Origin of the sequence: Shewanella colwelliana ATCC 39565 (assembly GCF_000518705.1) — a bacterium.
Taxonomy (GTDB): domain Bacteria; phylum Pseudomonadota; class Gammaproteobacteria; order Enterobacterales; family Shewanellaceae; genus Shewanella; species Shewanella colwelliana.
Window position 1 is genome coordinate 1 of the sequence record NZ_JAEC01000022.1, and the last position, 25626, is coordinate 25626.

At 46.7% G+C, this 25626-nt stretch carries 19 protein-coding genes; 12 read left to right on the forward strand and 7 right to left on the reverse strand.

Annotated elements, in window-relative coordinates; translation table 11 throughout:
* Nucleotides 1–607: 607 nt before the first annotated feature.
* Entirely contained in the window at nucleotides 608–1009 is a 402-nt protein-coding gene (locus L876_RS0110585; RefSeq protein WP_028763791.1) for a VOC family protein, read from the reverse strand.
* 190 nt (nucleotides 1010–1199) lie between these two features.
* On the opposite strand from L876_RS0110585, the gene L876_RS0110590 reads away from it, so the two are divergent.
* Together L876_RS0110590 and L876_RS0110595 are read left to right on the forward strand one after the other, a co-directional pair.
* Nucleotides 1200–1460, forward strand: coding sequence for a DUF5062 family protein (locus tag L876_RS0110590; protein WP_028763792.1), 261 nt, complete (start codon nucleotides 1200–1202; stop codon nucleotides 1458–1460).
* A 181-nt stretch (nucleotides 1461–1641) separates the two neighbouring features.
* Nucleotides 1642–4224, forward strand: coding sequence for a cation-translocating P-type ATPase (locus L876_RS0110595; RefSeq protein ID WP_028763793.1), 2583 nt, complete (start codon nucleotides 1642–1644; stop codon nucleotides 4222–4224).
* On the opposite strand, the gene L876_RS0110600 is transcribed toward L876_RS0110595, so the two are convergent.
* Nucleotides 4190–5062: a universal stress protein gene (locus L876_RS0110600; protein ID WP_028763794.1), complete on the reverse strand. Its 873-nt coding sequence runs from the start codon at nucleotides 5060–5062 to the stop codon at nucleotides 4190–4192. The two genes, L876_RS0110595 and L876_RS0110600, sit on opposite strands and share 35 nt — an antisense overlap.
* A 122-nt stretch (nucleotides 5063–5184) precedes the next feature.
* On the opposite strand from L876_RS0110600, the gene L876_RS0110605 reads away from it, so the two are divergent.
* Nucleotides 5185–6396, forward strand: coding sequence for a cation:proton antiporter (locus tag L876_RS0110605; protein WP_028763795.1), 1212 nt, complete (start codon nucleotides 5185–5187; stop codon nucleotides 6394–6396).
* A gap of 6 nt (nucleotides 6397–6402) precedes the next feature.
* Here the strand turns inward: L876_RS0110605 and L876_RS0110610 are convergent, their stop codons facing one another.
* The 4 genes from L876_RS0110610 to L876_RS0110625 all read right to left on the reverse strand — a co-directional run bounded on the left by L876_RS0110610 (nucleotide 6403) and on the right by L876_RS0110625 (nucleotide 14465).
* Nucleotides 6403–8019, reverse strand: a complete 1617-nt coding sequence (locus L876_RS0110610) for a sensor domain-containing diguanylate cyclase (RefSeq protein WP_028763796.1) — start codon at nucleotides 8017–8019, stop codon at nucleotides 6403–6405.
* Nucleotides 8006–8362, reverse strand: a complete 357-nt coding sequence (locus tag L876_RS0110615; protein WP_248674573.1) for a type 2 periplasmic-binding domain-containing protein — start codon at nucleotides 8360–8362, stop codon at nucleotides 8006–8008. The genes L876_RS0110610 and L876_RS0110615 overlap by 14 nt, the downstream gene beginning before the upstream one ends.
* 77 nt (nucleotides 8363–8439) lie before the next feature.
* Nucleotides 8440–9666 carry a porin gene (locus L876_RS21555; RefSeq protein WP_051413079.1) on the reverse strand — a complete coding sequence of 409 codons (1227 nt, stop codon included), beginning with the start codon at nucleotides 9664–9666 and terminating at the stop codon, nucleotides 8440–8442.
* Nucleotides 9667–9914: 248 nt separating this feature from the next.
* A complete protein-coding gene (locus L876_RS0110625) occupies nucleotides 9915–14465 on the reverse strand; it encodes an ATP-binding protein (RefSeq protein WP_028763798.1) in 4551 nt (1516 codons plus the stop codon).
* A 121-nt stretch (nucleotides 14466–14586) separates the two neighbouring features.
* Here L876_RS0110625 and L876_RS0110630 point away from each other — a divergent pair, with 121 nt between their 5' ends.
* Nucleotides 14587–15498, forward strand: a complete 912-nt coding sequence (locus tag L876_RS0110630) for a LysR family transcriptional regulator (RefSeq protein ID WP_028763799.1) — start codon at nucleotides 14587–14589, stop codon at nucleotides 15496–15498.
* A 186-nt stretch (nucleotides 15499–15684) separates the two neighbouring features.
* Here L876_RS0110630 and blaOXA read toward each other — a convergent pair whose 3' ends face one another.
* The gene (blaOXA, locus tag L876_RS0110640; RefSeq protein ID WP_028763800.1) at nucleotides 15685–16470 is read right to left on the reverse strand and encodes a class D beta-lactamase; all 786 of its coding nucleotides are present in this window, start codon (nucleotides 16468–16470) and stop codon (nucleotides 15685–15687) included.
* A gap of 250 nt (nucleotides 16471–16720) precedes the next feature.
* Between blaOXA and L876_RS0110645 the strand changes: the two genes are divergently transcribed.
* The 8 genes from L876_RS0110645 to L876_RS0110680 all read left to right on the forward strand — a co-directional run bounded on the left by L876_RS0110645 (nucleotide 16721) and on the right by L876_RS0110680 (nucleotide 25604).
* Entirely contained in the window at nucleotides 16721–17872 is a 1152-nt protein-coding gene (locus L876_RS0110645; RefSeq protein WP_028763801.1) for a hypothetical protein, read from the forward strand.
* Between the two features lie 55 nt (nucleotides 17873–17927).
* Entirely contained in the window at nucleotides 17928–18491 is a 564-nt protein-coding gene (locus L876_RS0110650; protein ID WP_028763802.1) for a SprT family zinc-dependent metalloprotease, read from the forward strand.
* A gap of 263 nt (nucleotides 18492–18754) precedes the next feature.
* Nucleotides 18755–19459: an endonuclease gene (locus L876_RS21560; RefSeq protein WP_051413083.1), complete on the forward strand. Its 705-nt coding sequence runs from the start codon at nucleotides 18755–18757 to the stop codon at nucleotides 19457–19459.
* A gap of 3 nt (nucleotides 19460–19462) precedes the next feature.
* A complete protein-coding gene (rsmE, locus tag L876_RS0110660; protein WP_028763803.1) occupies nucleotides 19463–20194 on the forward strand; it encodes a 16S rRNA (uracil(1498)-N(3))-methyltransferase in 732 nt (243 codons plus the stop codon).
* Between the two features lie 41 nt (nucleotides 20195–20235).
* The gene (gshB, locus tag L876_RS0110665) at nucleotides 20236–21183 is read left to right on the forward strand and encodes a glutathione synthase (RefSeq protein WP_028763804.1); all 948 of its coding nucleotides are present in this window, start codon (nucleotides 20236–20238) and stop codon (nucleotides 21181–21183) included.
* A 12-nt stretch (nucleotides 21184–21195) separates the two neighbouring features.
* Nucleotides 21196–22578 (forward strand): alkaline phosphatase, encoded by a 1383-nt coding sequence (locus L876_RS21565; RefSeq protein ID WP_037428448.1) that lies wholly within the window; start codon nucleotides 21196–21198, stop codon nucleotides 22576–22578.
* A 140-nt stretch (nucleotides 22579–22718) separates the two neighbouring features.
* A complete protein-coding gene (locus L876_RS0110675; RefSeq protein ID WP_028763805.1) occupies nucleotides 22719–23741 on the forward strand; it encodes a methyltransferase in 1023 nt (340 codons plus the stop codon).
* Nucleotides 23742–23933: 192 nt separating this feature from the next.
* Nucleotides 23934–25604 carry a flagellar assembly protein A gene (locus L876_RS0110680; protein WP_028763806.1) on the forward strand — a complete coding sequence of 557 codons (1671 nt, stop codon included), beginning with the start codon at nucleotides 23934–23936 and terminating at the stop codon, nucleotides 25602–25604.
* Nucleotides 25605–25626: the final 22 nt, after the last annotated feature.

Below are 25626 nucleotides of genomic sequence, written 5' to 3' on the forward strand. Positions count from 1 at the left end.
GGATTCACAACGATATCCCTATCTAAAAGCCAGTTCGACAATCCCTGTCTCTCGTTCGCAAGCATATGGCTGTTGCCAAGCTCTCCGTGTAGCAGCAGTATCTGCACATTCCTCGCCGGACAGGCGATTAGTTAAAGTGAGGATACAAATTTCAAAGACACTCTACCAACACTAATTCAGCCAAATGTTAAACCACAAAAAAATGCCAACACCTTCATTCGAAGGCCAGCTTATTTTTGTCCAAAAACGATTTAACTTTTGATTGTCAGATTGATACCCGAAAGTCTAAATCGGAGAGATAGAAAACTCGGTGTAGATGCGGCTGCGGACGTTGATGGCAGGGATGCCATCGTCGAGCCTCCACGGATGGATTCACGGCGTGTAGCAGCAGTATCTACACATAAGCGAGCCGCAGGCTTTTAACTACAATGAAGGTTCGACTTTAAACACAAATCCCAATTCCAACACAGCCAAATGTTAAACCACAAAAAATGCCAACACCTTCATTCGAAGGCCATTGATAAACCATGAAGCTATGGTTCACAAAACACTGACCAATACCCACTAAACCGAAGGCCAAATGCTGAAAGTGGCCCTTTCGATAGCGTTAATTCGAAAACTTGAGTTCGATGACATTCCCTTCGGGATCGTTAATGTAGAGTGAGCGGCCGAAACCTTGGGCGCCATAACGCTTGGCGAATCCCTCAGTGGCAATACCGAACTCAGCGAGGTAATCCAGTAGTGCCTGTTCATCTATAGGGTTAATCAGCAGGCATACATGGTCGACGTTACGTCCATCTTGCACGGGAGCTTTACCACCTAAACGGCCCAGCGCGCTATCGCAAGGCACAATATCAATCAGTGCATTGCCAGCTCGAAGCTGAGTAAGGCCTTCATTCTTTAACTCACGCTCAGTGGGGCATCCGAGCACCTGCTGGTAAAAATGCAGCATGGCATCTAGCTTAGTGGTGCGAAACACCACATGGTCGAGCCCTTGAACCTGAATCATCATTCCTCCACTAATACCGCCATTAATACCGCCATTAATACCGCAAAATCATAGTTTAATGCTGTAATAATAGCCGATTGACAATCAGTTAACGCCTAAATCTAACATCTTGTTCAATATTGGTAATTTGTGATTTTTTATTACCTCTATTTAAGGTAGTTTAATGCAATCAGCTTTGATGGAGTCAGTTATGAAACAAGGCAAGCACGACGCACAACTGTTAAAACTCGCCATGGAAATTGGTGTGGGCTATGCAAAAAAACGTGGGTTTGATGATTTTGATAAAGGGATCTCCCCTAAAGATAAAGTCGAGTGTATCTACCGATTATTAGTACAAGATAAACTTATCCAGCCATTAGCCACTGACAAAGAAGATGGCCCTAATATGAAGCATAAGCTGATACTGTGGATCAGCCGCCAGCTCCCCGACGATCACCCGCTGCTCAATTAATATGACCTAGTTAAGAAATCAGTGCGTAGCGACATTGCAATGGGCACTGATTTCATGGCATATCAGCGCCCGCTAAAGCAAGATGTTGATCTCTATCAAGATACTCATTAATTCCCTGCAGACACCCGCCAAATAAGCTATAGATCAGGTATCACTCACCTACTTGTCATTAGGATCCAACGTGGCACTGCATGGACTAACGAGTCAGCAGGCACACACTCTGTTACAGCAACATGGCGAGAACTGCCTGCCTAAACCGCCAAAATTAAGCTTCTTCCGCCTTTTTGTCAGCCAATTCAAAAGTGCGTTTATCTATGTGCTTTTGGTGGCATTTGTCGCCTGCTTATTACTGAGCCAGTTTATCAATGCCATCTTTATCTTTGCCGTGCTTCTCCTTAATGCGCTTATCGGCACGGTGCAGGAGTATTCGGCGCAACAGGCGGCGGATTCATTGAGCAAAATGGTGCCACAGCTAAGCCGCGTGATACGAGATGGTCATCCTATTACCCTAGATAGCACCCAACTTGTGCCTGGCGATTGGGTCCTATTAAGCAATGGTGATCGCATTGGTGCCGATATTCGCTTAGAAAGTGTTAATCAATTTAAGGTCGATGAATCGGCACTAACCGGCGAATCCCTACCTATCATTAAGACCGACCAGGCCTTTGCTGGTACCTTGGTCACTCATGGCCGCGCCGAGGGCATAGTTATCGCCACCGGTGAGCACACCCAAATTGGTCAAATTGCCGAAATGGTGCATCATGGCAGCGATACTAAACCACCACTGATGCAACGTATTGAGCGATTTACGCTGATCATCGCCCTTGCCACCTTACTGATTATAGCGCTGATTTTTGGGTTAACCTTAATTCGCGGTGCTGACTTATCACAGATATTTCTCCTCGGGGTTGCGCTAGCGGTCTCAGCAATCCCCGAAGGCTTACCCGCTGCCATTACCGTTGCATTAGCGATTGGCATGAAGCGGATGTCAAAGGCCAACGTGATTGTGCGAAAACTGGTGGCCGTTGAGTCCTTAGGCTCGTGTACTTATATCGCCTCAGACAAAACTGGCACACTGACGGTCAATGAGATGACCATAGGCCATATCTGGTTACTGAACGGCGATAAGTATCATGTCGCAGGTACTGGCCTATCACCCGATGGCTTAGTCCATAAGCATGGTCATGGCGTGCCAGTCTCATCGGCTCAAGCCCCGGAGTTATATCAACTTGGTTTAACGGGTATTCTCGCTAATGAAGCCCACCTTGCCTTTGATCAAGATGCTGTTCATGCCGACGGCGATGGCGTTGATTTGGCATTTTTAACCTTAGGTTACAAGCTCAATCTACCAATGGATGCGACAGCCCTGCCCCCCCAAGAGCAACTGTTTGCCTATGAATCAGAAAATCAATTCAGTGCCAGTATCAATCAGATAGACAAGCAACAGGTGGTCTCCGTTAAAGGGGCTGTCGAGAAACTCTTACCTATGTGCGTACTTAACGAGGAGCAAAAGGCACAGATCCATCAAGAAACCCATTGGATGGCGCAGCACGGCTATCGGGTACTGGCATTGGCTAGCGGCTCACTCAATCACCCAGATTGCCCGTTCCAACATCTCACCTTCCTTGGACTTGTGGCGATGAGCGACCCGCTTAGGGAAGATGCTATAGCGGCCGTTAGGCTATGTCAGAAAGCCAAAATTAAGGTAGCGATGATCACTGGTGATCACCCCATCACCGCCTTGGCGTTATCTCAACAACTTAAACTGGTTGGCGAGCATGATAACGTGGTAACAGGTGATCAACTGAGCCAAGCGCAGCAACAAGGTGTAGCTGAGTTTGACAAACTCGTGGCGGCCCACCGCGTTTTTGCTCGGGTACAACCTAAGCAGAAGATGGAGATCACTCAATCGCTTATTCGCCAAGGGGAGTTTGTTGCCATGACTGGTGACGGCGTTAACGATGCCCCGGCACTCAAACACGCCCACGTGGGGATTGCCATGGGCTTAAAGGGGACAGATGTTGCCAGAGAGAGCGCAGAGTTAGTACTCACTGACGATAACTTTAGCTCAATCGTCAAAGGGATCATCGAAGGACGTATTGTGTATAACAATATCCGCAAAGTGATCTATCTATTGATCAGTACCGGCGCTGCCGAGTTGCTGTTGTTTATTCTTAGTGTCTTGTTTGCCCTGCCAATTCCGCTGTTTCCACTGCAAATTTTATGGCTAAACTTGGTCACAAATGGTGTACAAGATGTAGCGTTAGCATTTGAACCGGGCGAAGGCCACGAAATAGAGCAGCCACCACGTAAACCCAGTGAGCCAATTTTCGATCGCTTAATGTTAGAGCGTGTACTCATGAGTGCATTATGGATGGGTATGGTTGCTTTTGGACTGTTCGCACTTGCCCTAAATATGGGTGCAACTGAAGAGGCGGCACGTAACTTAACCTTGATGCTAATGGTACTGTTTGAAAACGTGCACGCCCTCAATAGTCGCTCAGAGCGTAACTCTTTACTCGCTATGCCGTGGCTGAGCAATCCGCTACTGCTTTTAGGTATTGTGATTGCCCAAAGCATTCATATTGGGGCCAGTTACATACCTGGGCTCAACAGTACGTTAGGAATTAGCCCCATTAGCCTAACCCATTGGCTCATGCTGCTCGCCACCGCCTTAACCCTGTTTGTGGTCGACGAGCTGCATAAGCGCCATTGGCGTCAACAGCACGTTACTGAGTCAACAGCTGATCGTCAGCAGGAATAACCAGCACATTGCTGCGAATTCGACTCAGCATGGCTTCGGCGGTATTGCCGATCACATAGCCAAGCATGCCACGACGCTGCATTGCGCCAATCACCACATAGTTGGCTTTGAGGCGACAGGAGAGCTCATAGAGGCAGAGGTCAGGCTCACCGGCAAGGATATGCAGTTGATCTTGAGGCAAACCGATTTCAGCCAACTCCTGCTGATAACGCTGGTACGCATCTTTAATGAGCGTACGAGTGTCGACCAAATCCATGTCCCTGAGTATTTTGGGCACACGGATAATATAAGCCAGGTGCAAGGTACAGTTTGTGGCTTGAGCTAACTGCTTGGCCTGAGAAATAACACATTGATTAAGTTGTTTTTTAAGCGGTCTATCACTGCCTAAATCAACCGCCATCAAAATTGTATTCGCCCGTGCAATAGGGTTGTTACTCAGTAAAAGTAACGGAATTTTCACATGACGAATTAGGTACCAATCCATAGGAAGATAATGATCAGGGTGATGTAATGCCTTTACCATCAAATCAAAGCCGTGACGAATTGAGTGGTGGCAGGCATGTTCAAAAAGATCTTTGCTCCACACATCGTGAACTGGCACATCGTCAAGGTTAAGTTGTTCAAGGTGTTGGTTAATCGCAGTTCGGCGTTGCTGCATCAGCGCCAACTTCGCCACCGCTGCAAGACGAGGATTATAATGCTCTTTACCACTAAAGGATTCGTAGCTGTAGGCAAATACTTCAGGGTGCTTTTCAAGCGCTTTGGCCAGAGTGACGCCAGCCTTTATGGCATCGGCTTGCTGCTCATCTTTTTGCGAAATAATAAAGACCTTATCCATGGTGCTCTCCTGTCGCTAAATGATACTTTGAGCTTAGTCACACTGTGGTTTTTATGCCTTGATCTCGGTCATCAAAATGATCAAGATCACATTTATACGACTCACTACGGTCGGGGGCTATTATGGCCATAGACCATTTTGTGCTTTCTTTATGTTTAATTTTACTCTTTGGGCGACTACTCGGGGAGATATTTAACCGACTTAACCTTCCCTCGGTCGTTGGAGAGATCCTAGCGGGTATCATTATTGGCCCAACACTGTTTAACTGGGTCTCGCCACATGAAACATTAGCCGTCATGGCTGAGTTTGGCGTGATTTTACTGCTATTTTCGATTGGCTGTGAAACCTCAGTTAAGCGACTTTATCAGGCAGGAAAAAGTGCTTTTGGTGTCGCCATTTTAGGCATCGTTTTACCCGCCTTTACGCTTGGTATCTTAGCGGTGGTATTGCTCAAACAACCGCTGTTTACCGCTATCTATTTTGGCAGTGCGTTAACGGCGACCAGTATCGGTATTTCAGTGCGCGTCTTAGCGCAAGCTAATCAATCACAAACCCACGAAGGTAATATTATTCTCGGTGCTGCCGTTATCGACGATATCGCAGGCGTTATTCTATTAAGTATACTGTTTAACTTTTCAGCGTCGGGCGAGTTGGGGCTGGTCGCCACCACCTTGCTGATCATTAAAGTCGTTGGTTTTCTGCTGCTGTCTCCCCCCATCGCACGGGGTCTGCTATATCTGTTTAGAGCCCTTAGACCCAAGGGGAACCAAACTGGTTACGAAGCCATTATTACCATTATTCTCATCAGTCTATTTGCTTGGCTTGCTCACGCCCTTGATGCACCAGCGCTGCTGGGTGGGTTTGCCGTGGGTCTGGCCCTCAGCCGTCAATTTGTTTCACCATTAAGTCGATACCTGAAAAATCCTTTCCCCTTTACCCACCAAATGGAAAAAGCTTCAAAACCTTTAGTCGATGTATTTGCGCCCATCTTCTTTGTTTATGTCGGGATCAGTTTAAATCTCAGTTTGATCGACTTCTCAGGTAACGGTATCTTGATATTATTACTGCTTGCTGTGATTGCGATTGCCACCAAACTGGCAGCGGGATTGGCGGTAACAGGGGCTTGGGGAGCTAAAGCCGTGGTTGGCAGTGCCATGGTACCTAGGGGCGAGGTAGGCCTTGTCTTTGCGGAGATGGGGTTACAAATGGAGGTAATATCTCCGAAGCTATTTAGTGAGCTAGTGTTAATCATTGCCCTTACCACGCTGGCTGGACCTATGCTATTGAAGTGGGCACTATCAATACAAAATCGCGGCACAAAGCCACACTCCTAATGCTGATTACAATAGCTTAATGGGTTGCACTGCGAAGCCATTTTTCCCTTGCTTTTTAGCTTGATACATCGCCTTATCCGCTTCATTTATCACCTCCATGAGATCCTGACCATGATGAGGAAATACCCCAACGCCCACGCTGGCGCCAATGCATGCAATATTACCATCCAGTAGTTCAATCGGCCGATGCAAGGCCTCTACCACTTGGGTCGCGAGCTTCTCTATCGCTATAAACACTTTTTCATCGTAGTAGTCATTGTCGAAATAACACCCCACAACAAACTCATCGCCGCCCCAACGCACACAGATGTCGCCATGACGAAATGTGGCTATAATCCGTCGCCCCACTTCAACCAACACCAGATCGCCTGCATCATGCCCAAACTTATCATTCACGGGTTTGAAGTCATCCAAGTCGATAACCATCACCACCACTATTTTTCGCCGTACTCTCGCTTTATCGAGTTGCTGATTTAATAAGCGCTGTCCCGCTCGGCGATTTTTAAGGTGAGTTAATACGTCATGATCCGCCTCAAACCGGGTGTCACGCTCGCGCTGGGTGCGCTCTGTTACGTCATACATCAACACTTCAATAATCAAACCCTTATTGTTGTCATTTTCGATAACTTTAGAAAACAAGCAGTGCAACCACACATCTACGGGCTTTACCTCGCGGCTTAATTTGAGGTCCAACGCGATCGTCGTCAATGCGGTATCCGAGCGCATATCCTCAAGGAATGAGGCTAAGCCTTGATCATCTTGAAACCAGAGGGTCAATGCCTTGCCAATACAGGCATCGGCCTCCATCACTTGGCTCAACATTCTTTGACAGGCTGGATTAGCCGTAAGCAGCTCATTATTTTCATTAATTAGGCAGATGCCAGCACTCGCCTTTTCAAAGATCATTCGAAAGCGTTTCTCTAGTTGCTCTGTTTTCTTTCTCATGGATCGCTCAGCTTCAATCGAGCTATGTAATGAGGAGATAAGCGAGTTGATCCCCTTCACTAAACTGCCTATTTCATCGGTTTCGTGGTTGGTCAGCATGGCTAGTTTTGAGTCTTGACCAAGCTTTATCTCTTCAAATCTTTGGGTCAATATTTTTAACGGCGAGGTTAATCCTTTATGTACAATCAACGACACCAGTAACGCTATGGTAATGGTAAGAAATAACATTATCTTGGCTTGTCGGTAGGCGACGCTCTCGGCGTGCAGATTAATGAAGTCAATGTCAGGTAAGATAAGTAACTCGCCAATTAACTCCTGCTTATTGAACGGGTGGTTAAGTACCAATCGAAAAACCTGTTCTTTTGCATCTATCGCCTCAGATCCAGTAAAAACAGTGAAACCTGGTTCACTGTTCAGCTGGGCCTGTGCAACCACGCCATTTTTTACAACCCCCTCAATAATCTCCAGCGCCAATTGCGCATCTTGCACATACACGGCCACTGTTGCCGTGCTCTCAATGGTGGCAGAAAGTTGCTTAATGTCCTGCAATGAAAACTCATGTTGCCGGTCCCGCTCCATAAAATAGAAAAATAGCGAGCTCAGCACAGCCACCAATGCTGTCCCCGTTACAATGGCCAAGGTTATTTTGAGATAGAGCTTATCGTTAAAGCGCCTCAAAGCGATACACCACCTTTAATTTGTCTGTCATGTAATGGCTGGGGATATAAGCGATCCCTTGCGGTGATTGCGCTAAGGCTTCGACCAGTCGCTCAGGGGAGTCTACCGTTACAGGCGGTGATGAACGGCCAGAAAAGAGTAACCTCGCCCAGTAGGCATTTATCTGTGCTTCGCTACGATTAACGAGCTGCTTATAAAACTGTGCTTTGTCATTAGATTTTGGGGCAAGATCATAAGCCTTGGCCTTTTGACCGTTAGGAAAGGTGATATAGCGCCCCATAAAGATATCCACCACTTGGGCTTTAGTCAGTTGCTCTATGCCATTGTCTTTATGTACAACCACCAGCAGCTCCTCCCCATGCACCCATTGCCCGATAATGCATAGGCCAAAGAGCAAGATGAGGCAGCGCAGCAGCGATTTCATAAGCTAAATATAAAACTATAGTTAATGGAAAATAGGTTCACCTGTGTATCTATCTCTTGGGTAAAGCTGTGGCTCCATAACGCGGTCCCTCCCTCTTCAATATTAATATTGTCCCATTGAAACTTAAGGGTATTATTTGGGTAAAAATCCCACCTTACACCAAGTGAAAAGCTGCTCTGATGCACCCGATTGAGATTTATAGCCAATTGCGATTCGGCATACAATTCGCCAATGGCACTGCTTAGCTCAGGCGGCACTTCTGGGGATAAATTAGGAGCTTGGTAATAGAGGGGCGGGTTTTGATTCTCAATATGTGCCACCACGCCATAAAGTGTCGCGTCGCCAAATCGATAGCCAATACTGGCATAGCCACTGTAAAAAGATTGCAAAAATGACCAGTCAGAATGCATGTAGCCTATTTCAGATTGGAACACCCAACTATCAGAATCGTAGGTGGCTCCTAGTGCAAAATAGTTAAGAATTTGTCCTTCAGGTGTTAGGTCACTCGCCATAGTACTGGCTTGAGGCCACAAATTGCTCGGCACTTGATTGAGTCCGTCCACTAATCCAATGGCTTTAAAAGTAAAGCTGTCGACTTCAGCCTGTGCTGCAGCTAAACGCAGACTCCACGCCTCAAAGGTTAACTGCGAGGTAAATACCCAAACATCCTCTAAGTCGATTTCAAACTGAGTGTTGAGTCCTTCAAATACAGCGTTACTTTTACCGTAACCCAGCTTGACGTCTAACAAGCCACCAGCGACCCTGCGAGAAAAACCGACATCGACCCCATCAACTTGTGAAATCGACGAAGAAAACGCATAAAACTCTGGAATAGGTCGTGCCCAAAGATAGCCATAACCTACATTTCGGTATTCTGACAACATATACAGCTCGGCATGGGTTCGCCCCAGCCTCACATACCAATCTCGTGTTGGGCGATAACGCATAAACAACAATTCAATATTGTCATTAAAGCGATCGCTAACGCGATCTTTTAAAACCAGCTGCCCAACCGCATCGAACTTTTCGTCTAAACTGGCATTTAACTGTACGCCAATAAGTGAATCGCTCTTCCAAGACCAAGCCGTATCAGTCGCTTTTAGGGTAAAGGCTCGATGAAAATTTAAGGTGTCATTATCATTATATATTCCACCTAAGGTACCAAAACCGCTCACCTTAAGATCGGCCTCAGCCATCGCAGCGGAGGTAAATGTTGATAACATGCATAGCAGATAGAGATGGCGGTTCAAGCAGATTAGCCTTACCGGTCAACAATCAAGCGTTTAACTGAGTCGATTAACGCTAAACAGTGTTGTGCCAGATTTATTATTTATCCATTAAAAGTAGGCTAATAAGAACAAATTGGGCAAACTTCCCCCCATAAATAAGCCAAAAAAATACCCGCCATTTTAGGCGGGTATTTATTAGCAGTGAACGATTGGCTAGTACATCAAGCCAACAAGCAATGTCATTACACTGGCGAGACTACAAACAGTAGCTCGCCCTGAGAAACCTGCTGGCCATTCGTATTAAGAATACGCTCAATACGATACTGCTTATCTTCTGGGTACAGCACTGCATCTTGACGATTAAAGCCAGCCAATGTCACCTGTGAGAACATCTTCATCGCTTCAGTTAGCGCAAGCGTCTGATCGACAGTCACGATGTCGCCCTCTTTAACAAAGTCAGCCTCACCTGGTGCTGGAGACGTATAGAAGATACCTGCGCCTTGCGCCAATACTTTCAGCTCATTACTCTCACCAACACGCAATGACTCAGTATCAACACCCACAGTTTCAGCCGCAGCTTCCATTTCAGCAATCAATGCAGGGATATCAAGCTCCGCCATGAAGCGTGGTAGATAATTAGTGTCATAGACGCCTTCATTAAAGGTGCCATCTTTAAGGATGCGCGTTAACAATGGAATGTTGGTCGCAATACCTTTAATGACCACTTGATTAGCAAGGTAGTCATGCAGCTTGTTAATCACATCTTCACGGCTCTCACCGCGGCAGATGATCTGTGCAATCAAGCTGTCGTAGTAAGGAGAAACCTCTTTGCCTTCGCCTGCAATAGAGATGATTTCAACATCATCACGCTCTGGCATCACATACTCTGTGATTAAACCTGGGTGTGGCAACAACTGCAAAATACCATTGCTATCAAGTGCGGCTTTCTCTGCCGTCACACGGACTTCAATTGCATAACCAATATCTTGTGGCTCAAGGTGTTCAATTGAACGACCGGCTGCAATATCAAAACCTGCACTGACGATGTCGATACCTGAGGTTGCTTCTGTAACAGGATGTTCTACCTGTAGACGCGTGTTCATCTCCATAAAGTAGACTTCGTTAGCGTCTAAGTTATAGATAAACTCGACGGTACCTGCACCCATGTAATCGGTCGCATTACCCAAGGCTCGGGTGTACTCAAGTACTTTCTCTTTAAGTTCAACTGGTAACATTGTCGAACCAGATTCTTCAACCACTTTTTGGTTGTTACGCTGTACTGAACAGTCACGAATGCCCAGCACTTTGGTATTACCAAACTGATCACGTAGTAACTGGACTTCAATATGACGCAATGAAGTAACATACTTCTCTAGATACAAGTCACCATTACCAAAGGCCGCAGCGGCTTCAGTAGAGGTCTTCTGGAACAAGCCAATCATGTCGCTTGGACGCTCAACAACCTGAATACCCTTACCGCCACCACCTTGTACGGCTTTAAGCAGCACTGGGTAACCAATTTCATTGGCCACATTCACAGCTTGCTCAGCATTGCTCAAAATACCATGGCTACCTGGTACAACTGGTACACCGTTGGCTTGCGACGTCTTGATAGCGTTCGACTTATTACCCATAGTGGTCATGCTGTGAACACTTGGTCCAACAAAGTTAACCCCATTGTTGACACAAAGTGCCGCAAACTGTGGGCTTTCAGATAGGAATCCGATACCTGGATGCAGGGCATCAACGTTTTCATACTCAGCAACTTTGAGCACTGAATAAGCGTTTAGATAACTTTCATCAGAGGTGTTACCACCGATACACACCAACTTGTCGTTTTCATTGAGCATATCAGCAGGTACAGATGTCATATCCGGATCCGATGCCACTAAGACGACTTTGATGTTGTTGTCATGTGCTTTGCGGATCAATTTAACCGCAGTACAACCACGAGCATGCACCAATACTTTGTCGATAGGCTTCATCAACTGTCGAGGATCGTCTTGGACTAACTCCTCTTCGGTGATCATCATCTCTGGTACTAGGGTCGATAGCGCGTTGCCAATCACATCGACAATCTTAGCCGTTGGCTTTGGCATCAATGGATCAATGCTGCCTAGCTGATCATCAATGGTGTCGCTGAATGGATTGGCCACCAAGGCGTCCATCGCACCAGGCACTTTCGATAAATAGTTCGACAGTGTTGAGGTTGATGGCAAATATGCAGGTACTACCATTTGGCCCGCAAACGGCATGTTAGTCCCTGATAGGTAGTAGGTTTGCACTAACGGGTGGGTCACGAAACTCGCCTGTGCACCACCGGTACAGTCACCATAACCAAACATCAATACTGGCAGTTCATTGTCACGAATAAAGCGGGTAATACGGTCATTGACAACAGCCATTGAGAACAGCGCCGCAGCACCTTCTTTAGTCTGCATACCACCTGAGCTGATAAAGCAGATAACAGGCAGTTTACGCTTAGCACACTCAATCAGTAGCGCACTGAATTTCTCAGCACTGGCCATATCGAATGCACCCGCTTGGAAAGCGGTATTAGACACGGCAACACCGACACGCATGGTTTGGCCATTGTGCTCAAAGTCAGCCGTACCCGTTATCAAACCACAAGGACGGATACCCTTATCTAACGCATCTTCAATAGAGAGACGGAACCCAGGGAAGTTAAGCAAATTGGCCGACATTTTGTCGCCATTTAGCTCGTCAAATTCACTGAAGAACTTAGCGATCACATTTTCCCACGTCATCTTACCGGTGCGCTTCTCATCGCGAAGCACTTTCTGGATAAGTAGATCTTGGTAACCCATGGTTAAACGGTTCCAGAAGTCTTTACGACGACCGATACGCACAGGGTTAATTGCACCTGTGTATTCACCTTTATCCTCTTCGCTATCGAAGTACTCAGGTAACAAGCGCTCGAAGAAATAGGTCAAGATCACGAACAGACTGTCATTCAACTGTGGGAAGCCCACACTCTTCCACTGCTCAGTTTTGGTCAGCAGATCAGCACGGTTTGACTGAGACATAAAGTACTTCAGCCATTTATAGAACTTGCTCTTATCATTGGCGGTGTCTTGTGTAGAAATCGCGCGGTCAATAGAGTCGTGCAGTAGATTATCTACCGATGCACGTGACAGGCTCTTAGACATCATGGCTTCTTTAGCGATTGACGCTAAGTTACCCACGACATTGTCATAAAGTGCGTTAAAGATCAGAATGTTGTAACACTGCCAAATAAAGTCTTCACGCAACTCATCGTGCACAATGACATCAAGTACAGTTAGCTGGTTTAGCTCAGGCCAATCGGCTTGTGTCACTTCATCAGGCAAGCTTTCTAGATAATGAATCAGGCCTTTAAAGTTATTCTCGGCGTTACCTTTCCAGCGGTGGTACAGTGACCAACCAATGTTGAATAACAAGGCTTTACGTGCTTTTTTGTAGTTCTCTTTTGGCTCACCTAAAATAAGGCGAGTTAACATGTTACGCTCAGTCGCGACGTCATCACGCTTAGATGAGAAGTTGCTCCAAAGCTTGTTTAACTCTTCATCGTAAACCAGCTTATCAGGGCTAGATAGCCAAGATTGGAACACCTTATCTTGCTCTTGCTGAATACGTGCTAACAGATCACCTTCAGGCACACTCACCTTAGATAGACGGCCATACTGATCTTGAGAGATAGAATGAATGCGGCTACGTAGGGTCAAATAACGCAGATAACGGTACGAGCTACCGAACAGGTTAAGGTGCATAGTTGGGTTGTTAGCAACCGCTAACTCCGCATGATGTTCAAGTGCGGCAAGGTTTTTAGATGGCTCAAGGAAACGCGTCAAACTGCGGTCATAATGCTCACGCAGATCTTTCGATTCACGCACAAACTGTACCGCAGCATTTTCAACCGCTTCAATACTGCTGATGATTGCGCGGCGAAGATTGTGCTGACGCTCATCTTTATCTGATGGTGAGAAATCGATAATGCCATCGATACAACCTGACGTGTAAAGCTCTTCTGGCGATACCCCAACAGACTTAGCACACTCTTGCCAAGAAAGGTTGTACTTACGCGCAATGCTCTGCAAACCTTGAGGTTGAATGGTGTTGAAAATACCATCACGCAGTGACAACAAGATGTTTGCCGCAGCCAATGGAATCGCGCCACCAGAATAACCCGCGCCAATAACGATACCGACAGTCGGTACGTCGACATTAGCACTTTCAGCGATGGCTTTAGAGATGGTATGGGCTTGGTTTTGGCTGTTAGCCACTTCACCCGCATCGGCACCAGGGGTATCAATCAAGTAAACAATTGGCATAGACAATTCTGCGAAATGACGAATTGCACTACAAGCGGCTAGGTGATGCTCTGGCATCCATGCACCATTATTAGTGGTACGTTCTTGAGCGATGAAACCGATACGGCGAGTACGAGATCCAAAATTCAGTTCAATCTCTGCACTATAAAATGCGCCTAAATGCTTCTCAGTGATCACACGACCCTTTAGGTCGGCGATGACACGCTTTGCGCCTGGACGGTTCTTATCTAAAGTAGGCTGAATCACTTTAGTGACATAACCATCAACGTCTAATGAATCTAACTCTTTCAAATTAGACTGAATGGCATCTTCACTTAACAGACCGTTAATCTGCTCTGATAAGCTCTGTTTACTGTGCTTTGGAAACAGAGAAAAATCTTGTGCCAAATGCTCCGCTTGAAGGAAAAGCGGATCGGCAGTTTGAACCTGAGTCATGTTTGTGGGCTGATTGGTGCTGGTCATCAATAGATCCTCTGCTTTAGCCTCTAAAATTTTTAGCCCATAAATATAGCTTTGTTATAGGGTCAAATGCTATTAAACTGGCCTAGACGCTTTGTTCCATATTTGAGACAGTGATAAAACAATGCCAGATTTGAACGGTATGATGCTGTTTGCAGCGGTAGTTAGAGCCAAAGGTTTCTCGCAAGCTGCCCGCAATACCGGCATGCCAAAATCAACCATTAGTCGTAAGGTTGCTCAACTCGAAGAGCAGCTCGGCGTACGCCTTTTACAGCGCGATACCCGCAACTTAAGCCTCACTCAAGTGGGTGCACTGTTTTATCAGCATTGCAGTAGTATTAGCGATGAAATAGAAGCGGCCAAGGCAACCATAGAAAATACCCATAATGATGTATCTGGCTCACTGCGCATTGCCATTCCTGTTTCGTTCAGCCAAGAGTTAATTGCTAACCTTTGTAGCAGCTTTATGCGCCTCTATCCCAATGTAGATCTTGATGTCCAATTTACCGATAACGATGTGGGTTTAGTTGGTGAAGGTTACGATATCGCCATCAAGTACGGTCCACTGCAATCTTCAGATTTAGTCGCAAGGCTACTATTGGAGCGTCAACCCATTTTAGTCGCCAGCCCCAATTACCTAAAAACTAAAGGGACGCCAGCAACCCCGCAGGAGCTGAGCGAGCACAGCGGCATATTACTCGGTACCTCACGATCGGCCCCTATTTGGCCTTTAGGTAAGGGTGAGCGTAAAACTATGGTTAACTTTAAACGTAAAGTCAGGGTTAACAGCGCCGTGATGGTAAAGCAGTTGGTATTGGATGACTTTGGCATTGCCATGCTGTCTAATTCTGTCTGTAAAAATGAGTTGGCTGGCGGCAGCTTAGTACCAATATTGCAGGAGTGGCCGATAGAACCCTTTAAAGTTTACGGGGTCTATTCAAGCCGGCGTCAGTTGGCCACCAACATCAGTGTATTCTTAGACTTTTTTACCAAGCGCTTTAGTAGCCACGAATCACTGCAGTCCTTAATGATGTAATAGTTTAAGGCTTGAGGGCTTGAGGGCTTGAGGGCTTGAGGGCTTGAGGGCTTGGCAAATAGTAGCACCTAGCAGCTCCACAACTTCAGTACTCATTGTATTCCCCCAACTTACTACCCTATCGTCTCAGTCGCCTCCAGCCTTGGTAACGTCCAACCTTCAAGCCCATGGACCAACAGAAATAGGCTAGATCACACCGAGATGAGTGAGTGCTTGCTTCACAATCGCTTTTCGATAGGGCAGTTGTTTGACGTTGTCTATGTCCATATTCATGGCAAAGAAATAGGTAGTGTCTTCTTTTTCAATCCAACCCACCCACCAGCCGATTTTTTTATTCTGCCTAACCCCATAGCCTGTTTTGGCTCTGAGTACCCAATCACTATTGGCTTCATTTAACATCATCGTTTTCACGATACGTTGACTACGCTCCGATACTGGAAGCTGGTTATGGTAGAGTCGCTGAAGAAATTGCACCTGCTCATTAGCAGAAATAGCTAACTCACCGTCAAGCCAGAAACGGTCTAAACCGCCATCGATATTGTTGTTGCCATAGTTAAGCAAGCTAACCCCTTGGCTCATTCTACGCTCTCCAAGCGCTACGGCTAACTTTTGATAAATGGGGACAACAGAGTACTTCATCGCAGAGGCAAAGCTATGGTCTCGATTCCAACTGTTGTAGTCTCGCTTAATGCCATCCCAAACAAATTGAGTTTGCTCATCCTTCACTAATCCCGCCTCGATCAATAGCAAACTGTGCGGGATCTTAAAGGTTGAAGCCGGAATATATCCTTGTTGACTGCGGGCCAAATTGTTTGTGACCCGCTCTCCGCTATTGTCATCAAGTAACACTAGGACACCTTCGACATCAAAATCACTAAAGGCTTGCTGTACCGAGTCAGCATCAGTTTTTGCTTGCGCAGCAAGGGGAATAACACTCGCTAGCAAAATAGTAGACAACATCAATAAACGCATAAATAGCACTCCAAATCGCCGATGCACTAAGCATAACTGAACAAGGCTTTATGTCATCGGGCAAAGTCATGATGATTTATGTCAAAAAAAGGGCATTTTATCAATAAACCTCAATGCTTTATTTGCCGCCTGATGTCGTGCATACTCAGTTGTTGACTATACTAGCAATTGATAAAGACCTTAGCTCACTACAGCAAAACTCAATCAATTTAACGGGTGCATGACGTGAGCAGACCAAGGAACTACAGCCATGAGTAAAACCGCCTTAACACTGGCACTAACTGCCATACTAAGTAGCCACAGCGCTTTCGCCGCATTAGATGTTGAGGAGCAGCGTCTAGACGCTGCCAGGCAAGCGATACCAACCGTGGTGTCACGTTATCAAGCCATGGTCGATAATTTGGACAGCAAATATCGCCAACAGTCTGATGAACTGATCATGACCCAGATGGTGGCTCGTCAAGGTGAACGCTTATGGCAACAAGCGGTACGCGATGTCCAATCTGGCGGGCAAGATGATCGTCCGCTTTACTGGAGTCGCTTGGCCATGAAAACGCAATTGAAGCAGCATAAACCTGCATTTAACATTGCCGATTGGCAGCGCACGATTTTACTCAATGCTGTCGAAAAAGCGTCCCGTGGGTTCAGTAATATTCAGTTTGCCGACGACGTTCAAATCCGTATCCTGCTCACAGGTTTTGATCCCTTCTTTTTGGATCGCAATATAGACCAAAGTAATCCGTCTGGTTTAACGGCATTAGCGCTCGACGGCTACAAGTTCATGGTTAATGGTAAGCAAGCCCAAGTTGAAACCGTGATGATCCCGGTGCGCTTTGCTGACTTTGACCAAGGTATTATTGAATCACTACTCACTCCTATCTATCGTGACAAGAGTGTTAATGCCATTTTCACTGTCAGCATGGGCCGCGATGATTTTGATCTCGAGCGCTTCCCTGGACGTCAGCGCAGCGCAGCCGCACCCGACAACCTAAATGTGCTAACGGGTGCCAGCAAATCGTCGCCTAAACCACCAATGTTTGATGGGAAAACGCTAAACGGTCCTGAGTTTGTTGAGTTTTCTCTGCCTGTTAAGGCAATGCAAAGCGTTAAGGGACAGTGGCAAGTCAATGACAACCACAAGGTGACCACGCTGGCCAAAGGTGAATTTGAAGCCTCATCGCTACTTGAATTACAAAGCGCAACGTCGGTCGAAGGCTCTGGCGGGGGTTATCTCTCTAACGAGATCTCCTATCGCGCCGTACTGCTTCAACAGCAGTTTAATAGCCCTATCCCTGTCGGCCACATCCACACTCCTCGCGTGGGCAGCTATGATGCCATAACAGAACAAGCTATCGTCGACCAAGTAAAAGCCATGGTCGAGGCGGCTGCAACTCAGTTATAATCGCTCTCTCTTGCTTCGCGCCCTAGCCGTTAGGGCGCGCTAATTTTTGGTTGCCATGTATCATCGTTTAAAAACATTGTTTAGCCCCTCCGCAGCTACGGCGCCTAATCAGGCTTGTGTAACACCTCAAACAGCGAATCAGCAGCGGCTACTTGAACAGGTAGAGCGCTGTTATCAAATTGCCGAACAGTCACTCAATCAACGCTTTCCTCGACCAGAGATCAATTTCAAGCTTAGAGGGAAAAGTGCAGGAACCGCGCACTTACAACTTAACAAACTCAGGTTTAACCCGGTGCTGCTTGAAGAGAACAGCGATGAGTTTTTACGCCAAGTCGCTCCCCATGAGATCTGCCATTTACTCGCTCACCAGCTCTACGGCAGAGTGAAGCCCCATGGCAGAGAGTGGCAAGCATTAATGGTGAAACTGTTTTCTCTCACGCCCCATACCACTCACAGCTTGAATGTTGAGTCTGTAGCAGGGAAAACCTTTACCTATCGATGTAACTGCGGACCGATTCCGTTAACGATTAGAAGGCACAATAAGGTACAACGTGAGCAAACCCAATATCGCTGCCGAAAATGCAGACAAACACTCAGTTTTATCGGTGACACTGATTAACCGATCGCCGTGGGTAACTGATGGTTAATCTTGCTTCAAATACTCCCCTTCCCGTAGAATCAGCCTCTAAATAGTCGCAGTACTATTCAAGACCTTGGTCTATGCCTGCTAACCGTTATTTTAGCCAGTCAGCCTACGCATCGCGTTAATGCGCAGGAGGATGCATCGGCATGAGGGATAAACCAAGCAATACGTTTTAGGGAACCATTTTGCCAAACACCATATTAGCTCCTTATTGGAGCCGCTTTTGTGCTGCCTTAGCACTGCTACTTGTTGTCGTATCCGACCATGTGTCGGCGTCTCACCCAACCAGCTTTAATCAAGCCAAGAAAATCGCTCGTACTATGTACGCTCAAGAACTCCCAACAACCAGCTTTTATTGCGGCTGTGATATCACCATTAATCAAAAACAGTGGCAGCCTGATTTCGCCCGTTGCGGTTACCAAGTAAGAAAGCAACAAAAACGCGCCAGCCGCATCGAATGGGCGCATGTGGTACCGGCGTGGGAGTTCGGGCATCAGCGTCAATGCTGGCAGCAGGGAGGGCGTAAAAATTGCGGCCGCTCCGATAAGCTGTTCAAAAAAATGGAAAGCGATCTGCACAACCTTGTCCCAGCTATTGGTGAAGTCAATGGTGATCGCAGTAACTATCGTTTCAGTCAGTGGAACGCCAATCCACAGCAGTATGGGCAATGCGCCATGGTCATCGACTTTAAATCTCGAAAAGTAGAGCCACCCAGCTATACTCGTGGCCGCATCGCTCGTACCTATCTTTATATGCAGCAGGCTTACGGCTTAAACATTGCAAAAAGTCAGTTAAAACTCTTTAAGGCATGGGATAAAACTTATCCAGTTGATACTATTGAATGTCAGCGAGATGTGGCGATAGCGAATCGCCAAGGCAATCACAACCCATTTGTACAGGCTCAATGTCAAAAATTGGCCGAATTTAAACAAACTGCGGAGTAGCAGATGAGAGTTCCAAGAATCTATCAGGTGGGTGAATTAACCCCTTCTCAGGTTATGATGTTAGACAGTGAAGCCGCAGGTCATGTTGGCCGTGTTTTGCGTATGGGCCCTGGCGAACAACTCGAACTCTTTAATGGCGATGGCCACAATTATTTGGCAGAAATACTTAGTGCCAGTAAGAAAAATGTCGAAGTTAAGGTCTTAACTCAAACAACCAATGACAGCGAGTCGCCGTTGAACTTGCACCTTGGGCAGGTGATCTCTCGAGGTGACAGAATGGACTTTACCATTCAGAAGTCAGTAGAACTTGGGGTGAACAGCATTACGCCGTTATTTTCTGAGCGCTGTGGCGTTAAGCTCAGCGGTGAACGCCTGGACAAAAAGATTCAACAATGGCAAAAAATCGTGATCAGTGCGTGTGAACAATCTGGCCGCAGCCAAGTACCAGAGATCCGCCAAGCTATGACACTCGAAGCCTGGTGCGCCGAGCAAAGTGATGCACTCAAGCTTAACCTGCATCCACGCGCCTCGCATGGTATCGGCGGCCTGGAGTTAGACACCACTCGGGTACGCTTACTTATCGGCCCTGAGGGTGGATTGTCTGACACTGAAATCAACATGACAGAGCAGTATCATTTTACCGATGTACTGCTTGGCCCTCGAGTGCTGCGCACCGAAACGGCTGCGCTGACAGCGATCAGCGCATTACAACTTAGATTTGGCGATTTAGGCTAGTCGGCCTAAACCACCCAACAGTCACAATAAGGACACAGCAGATGATTAAGCTTGGCATCGTGATGGACCCCATCAGCGACATCAATATCAAGAAAGATTCTAGTTTCGCAATGCTACTTGCCGCTCAGTCTCGTGGTTACCAACTTTATTATATGGAAATGAAAGATCTTGCCATGGTTAACGGTGTCGCAATGGCAACCATGAGCCCATTAAGCGTGCAGCAAGATGAGCAAAGCTGGTACCAACTAGGTGATGCCACCGATACGCCACTGGCAGAGTTAGATGTGATCCTAATGCGCAAGGACCCACCATTTGATACAGAGTTTATCTACGCCACCTACATGCTTGAGCGCGCAGAAGAACAAGGCGTACTGATCGTTAACAAACCTCAAAGCCTACGTGACGCCAATGAAAAACTATTTACCGCTTGGTTTAGTGAGTTCACGCCTGAAACCATAGTGACCCGTGACGCTGCCCGCATCCGTGCGTTTTATCAGCTAAAAGGCGACATTATTCTAAAGCCACTGGATGGCATGGGCGGAAGCTCTATTTTCCGCGTGAAAGCCAATGATCCTAACCTTGGGGTGATCATTGAAACCTTAACCAATCATGGTCAGCAATATGCCATGGCTCAAGCCTTTATCCCTGACATTACCTCAGGCGATAAGCGTATTTTAGTGGTTGATGGCCAACCTGTACCCTATAGTTTGGCGCGCATTCCACAAAATGGCGAAACCCGTGGCAACCTTGCCGCTGGCGGACGCGGTGTTGCCCAGCCATTGTCTGAAAGCGATTGGGCAATTGCCAATGCCATTGGCCCTGAGCTCAAAAAACGTGGATTAATCTTTGTCGGACTTGACGTGATTGGTGACAAACTCACCGAAATCAACGTAACCAGTCCAACCTGTATTAAAGAGATTGAAGCGGCCTTTGATGTCGATGTCACGGGTATGTTGATGGATGCCATCGAAGCACGCATTAGCGCGTAAAACGGAGCCTAGATGAAGTTAAGTAATTTTGTTTCAGCAACGCTTGTGTCACTTTCGCTACTCAGTAGTGCGAGCTACGCCAATATAGGCTCGCCCACTGATGCGCCAAGCAGACCTAAGAATATCGTCATCATGGTCGGTGATGGAATGGGCCCATCGTACACTGCGGCTTATCGTTACTACCAAGATAACCCGAGTACCCAAGAGGTTGAACAGACAGTATTTGATAGGCTTCTTGTCGGCAGCGCGAGTACTTACCCTGCGGCAGTCAGTGGTTATGTCACTGACTCAGCAGCGGCAGCAACGGCGTTAGCGACTGGGGTAAAAAGCTATAATGGCGCCATCTCTGTCGATGTGGACAAACGCACAATTCCAACCCTGATGGAGCTGGCTAAAAAACGCGGCATGAGCACCGGCGTTGCCGTGACAGCACAAATTAACCATGCCACACCCGCCGCTTTTCTCAGCCATAATGAAAGCCGCCGTCATTATGATGCGTTAGCACAGAGCTACCTTGATACCGATGCTGACGTTTTACTCGGTGGAGGGCAGAAATATTTCCCAGAGACCTTGTTAGCAAAGTTCACAGATAAAGGTTATCAGTACCTATCTGACTTTTCCCAGTTGGCAGCAGTCGAGCAGCCTAAGGTGATTGGACTGTTTGCCCAGGTGCAATTGCCTTGGGCCATCGATGAACCAGATGCCCAACGACTCAGCACCATGACGCAGAAAGCATTGACCCTGTTATCGCAAAATGAGCAAGGGTTTGTGTTATTGGTTGAGGGCAGCCTTATCGATTGGGCTGGGCACAACAATGATATCGCCACTGCCATGGCAGAGATGCATGAGTTTGCCAATGCCATTGAAGTGGTTGAGCAATACATACGCCAAAACAATGACACCTTGTTGGTCGTCACTGCCGACCATGATACTGGCGGATTGTCGATTGGCGCCAATGGCGACTACCGCTGGGATGGCCAGCTATTGAAAGCGGTGCAAGCGAGTCCAGACGCCATTGCAACCTCAGCCATCGCAGTGGATGATTGGCAAAGCCACGTGGCACAACAACTTGGCTTTACCCCCACAGAGGATGAAGCTCAACAACTCTCTAATGCGCGAATGCAGGGACAAAAAGTCCTAGATGGTGCCATAAAAACCTTGATCGATTCGCGCACCAATACTGGCTGGACTTCGAGTGGCCATACCGGAGTCGATGTGCAGGTGTTTGCTAGCGGACCGGCTGCAAGCTTGTTTCATGGTCATCAGGACAACACAGATATCGCCAATAAGCTGATCAGCTTACTCCCCAAAAAAGCGCCAACAGCAAGCAACAACAGTGCCCCATCAAAGTCAGCAGCTCCGGCCAAGGTCGAAACCGAAGCGCTACTGCCATAGTAGACTCACTTTGTCCGGCCTCACGTAATCTCGATTTCGTGAGGCCGAATTTGAATCACTACAACAGACAAACAAAAGATTTCAGTCAATCAAGTTCCATGCGCTATAATCCGAGCAAATTCCCATGCCAGTGATTGTTTGTGCTTTCTAATCCATCTCAAGTTGTTTTAAGAAATAGTGGTTTTCTCGAGTCGAAAGATATCTTGCTCCTCAATCATGAAGCAGATCTGCTCGCCAAGGATCTACTCGACACGGCCAATCATGTCACGGCGCTCGCATTAGACTACAATCACTTTTTGCACCTGCAGCCTTATGCTTCAGAAAAACTCGTCACACATTTTGGACACCAGTTACCCAACGACAATCAATTTGACTGTGTGGTGCTGTTTTATCCCAAATCGAAAAGTCTGGCGCCTTACTTAATTAACCTCGCGGGTTTGCATCTTAAATTAGGTGGCCAGCTGATCATTGTCGGCGAAAATAAAGGCGGCGTGCGCTCCATAACCAAGCAAACGCCCGCTTATTTTGATGCAGCCAGTAAGCGAGACAACGCGCGTCACTGCTTACTTTACACCACAGAGCTCATTGCTGACGCCCCAGAGATAAAGTTAGAGGATTGGGTCAATAGCTACCGTTTAGCGACTCCGCAGGGCGAAATCACCATCTGTAATCTGGTAGGCGTATTTAGTGAAAAACGCCTCGATGAAGGGACAAAACTGTTATTAGAGCATCTGCCTAGCTTATCTGGCCGCGTGCTCGATTTTGGTTGCGGCGCAGGAATCATTACTGTCGCACTGCTCAAGGCACATCCCCATCTTAACGTCGACTGTGTCGATATCAACGCCATGGCGCTCGCCTCTTGCGAGATGACTCTGGTCGCTAATAATATGACTGCTAACGTCTACCCATCAGACGGCCTACGTCAAACGTCAGGCCAGTTCGATGGTATCATCTCTAACCCGCCTTTCCACGACGGACTGCACAGCGCAACCCATATTGCCACCGACTTTGTTAAAGACAGCGCCGAAAAGCTGAATCATCATGGTCAATGGCATATCGTCGCCAATCGCCACCTTCCCTATAGTGATGCAATCGCCAAATACTTCAAAAAAGTGAATATCACTGCAGAAAACAACAAATACAAAGTTTACTCAAACACTTAACCCTTACCGACAAAGTAATCTATCATTTATGGTGCCAGAGGCAAGTAATTCTCTCTGGCGACAGTGACTAATTTGACTCGGTAATAGATATAGCTTAATTGCCTCATTAATAAAGACTTCATAGGTCAAACTTTATGCTGTTATACTCGGAGAACTTTATCTAATAATAACAATATTACTTCGGAAACAACTATGCTGGATCCCGGACTCATAGAGCTAAGCAGTGATGGTAACTTAGCTGAATTTAAGGTAATTCCTAATACTCATGGGCCACTCACTGTGGACGCAATTACCGAACTTCTGTCACTTCCCGAATTATGCCAACTTTTCCCGCGGCAAAATGTTATCGACAAAGCGGTGATACAGGTCAATCAATTGATTGACCAAGATGATGGTCAATATGAGCAATTTTTTGAAATTGCCGAGCGTAGAGACGGTGAAGTAACCCTGACCATTGCTGAAGATAGCATGAGCGCAGAGATGACTTTGTCAGCGCCTTGGGGCGGAAAAGCAGTCACCTTACCTGATATACTAAAAGCCCTAAAAGCCGATGGTATCGCCATGGGCCTAAGCAAAATAAAGATTCAGTCACAGCTCAAGCAACTCGAGACTCTCGAGCCCGGCCAAACATCTAGTGACACTATTGCCCATGGAAAGCCCGCGATTAATGGTACAAATGCCATTATTGATCGAAAAGTGCCCCTCGCTAGGGAACGTCTATTGCAGCCTCAGGAACGAGCTGATGGCACAGTTGACATGCGTAATCTGGGTGAAATCATTATGGTTAAACCCAATGATACTTTGATGGTAAAAATCCCAGCCACAGAAGGTGTGCAAGGCTATGACGTCAAAGGTAGCGTCCTACTTCCCGTGCCAGGCAAAGATATCAAGATGACCGCAGGCACTGGCACCGCGTTACTAGACAGTGACGCTAATACGCTTATCGCAACCGTATCAGGCCAACCCGTTGAAACTAAAACCGGTATGCAGGTTGATGATGTATTACAGATTAAAGATGTCGATGTAGGCTATGGCAATGTCGACTTTAAAGGCAGTATCTTAATTACTGGCGATGTCCACGAAGGCATGGTCGTTAAAACCACGGGTGATATTACTGTGATGGGCTTCGTCGACTCTGCCCACTTAATTGCCGATGGTGATATCACAGTCAGCAAAGGGGTTATTGGACGACAACTCAAAGACGACCAGCTTTCTACGACGCTGGAAGCAAAAGGTCAAATTTCAGCACAGTTTGTGCAATATTCAAACTTAAAGGCTGAAGGCGATATTTTGGTGACCAAGCAGTTACTACATAGCCATTCAGACACCAACACCACACTTACCGTCAGTGATGCTAATGGCCGCAGAGGCGACTTAGTGGGGGGTATCGCAAAAGCCGCTAAAGGCATTAAAGCGGTCATTATTGGTGCTACCGCTGGCACTAAAACCGATATTTACTGTGCCATGCACCACGGTGAGCTTAAAGAAACCATGAAACAGCTCGATCAAAGCGTCAAACTAATGGTCGTCGCTAAACTCAATATCGAAGCCAGTCTTAATAAATTGCCACCGAAATCTGAATGGCAAGATGATGAACTCATGGTTGAGCAAGTCAAAGGCATGCTAGAAGAAAAACGCCGAATTAATACTGAGCGCAGCAGAGAAGAGCTTGAGTTTAATACCATTAAACAAGAGGTCGACGACTACTATCAACATTATCGTATTGAAGCCTGCAAACATATTTTTGCCAATGTTGAAATTCATATCGGCCCCGCTTTTAATCGTACTCAAAGAGAACATGGCCCCTGTATGGTATTTAATGAAGGGCAAGAAATAAGCTTTGATTACAGCAATCGTAAATAGCCGACACACCTGTGTTTTCATA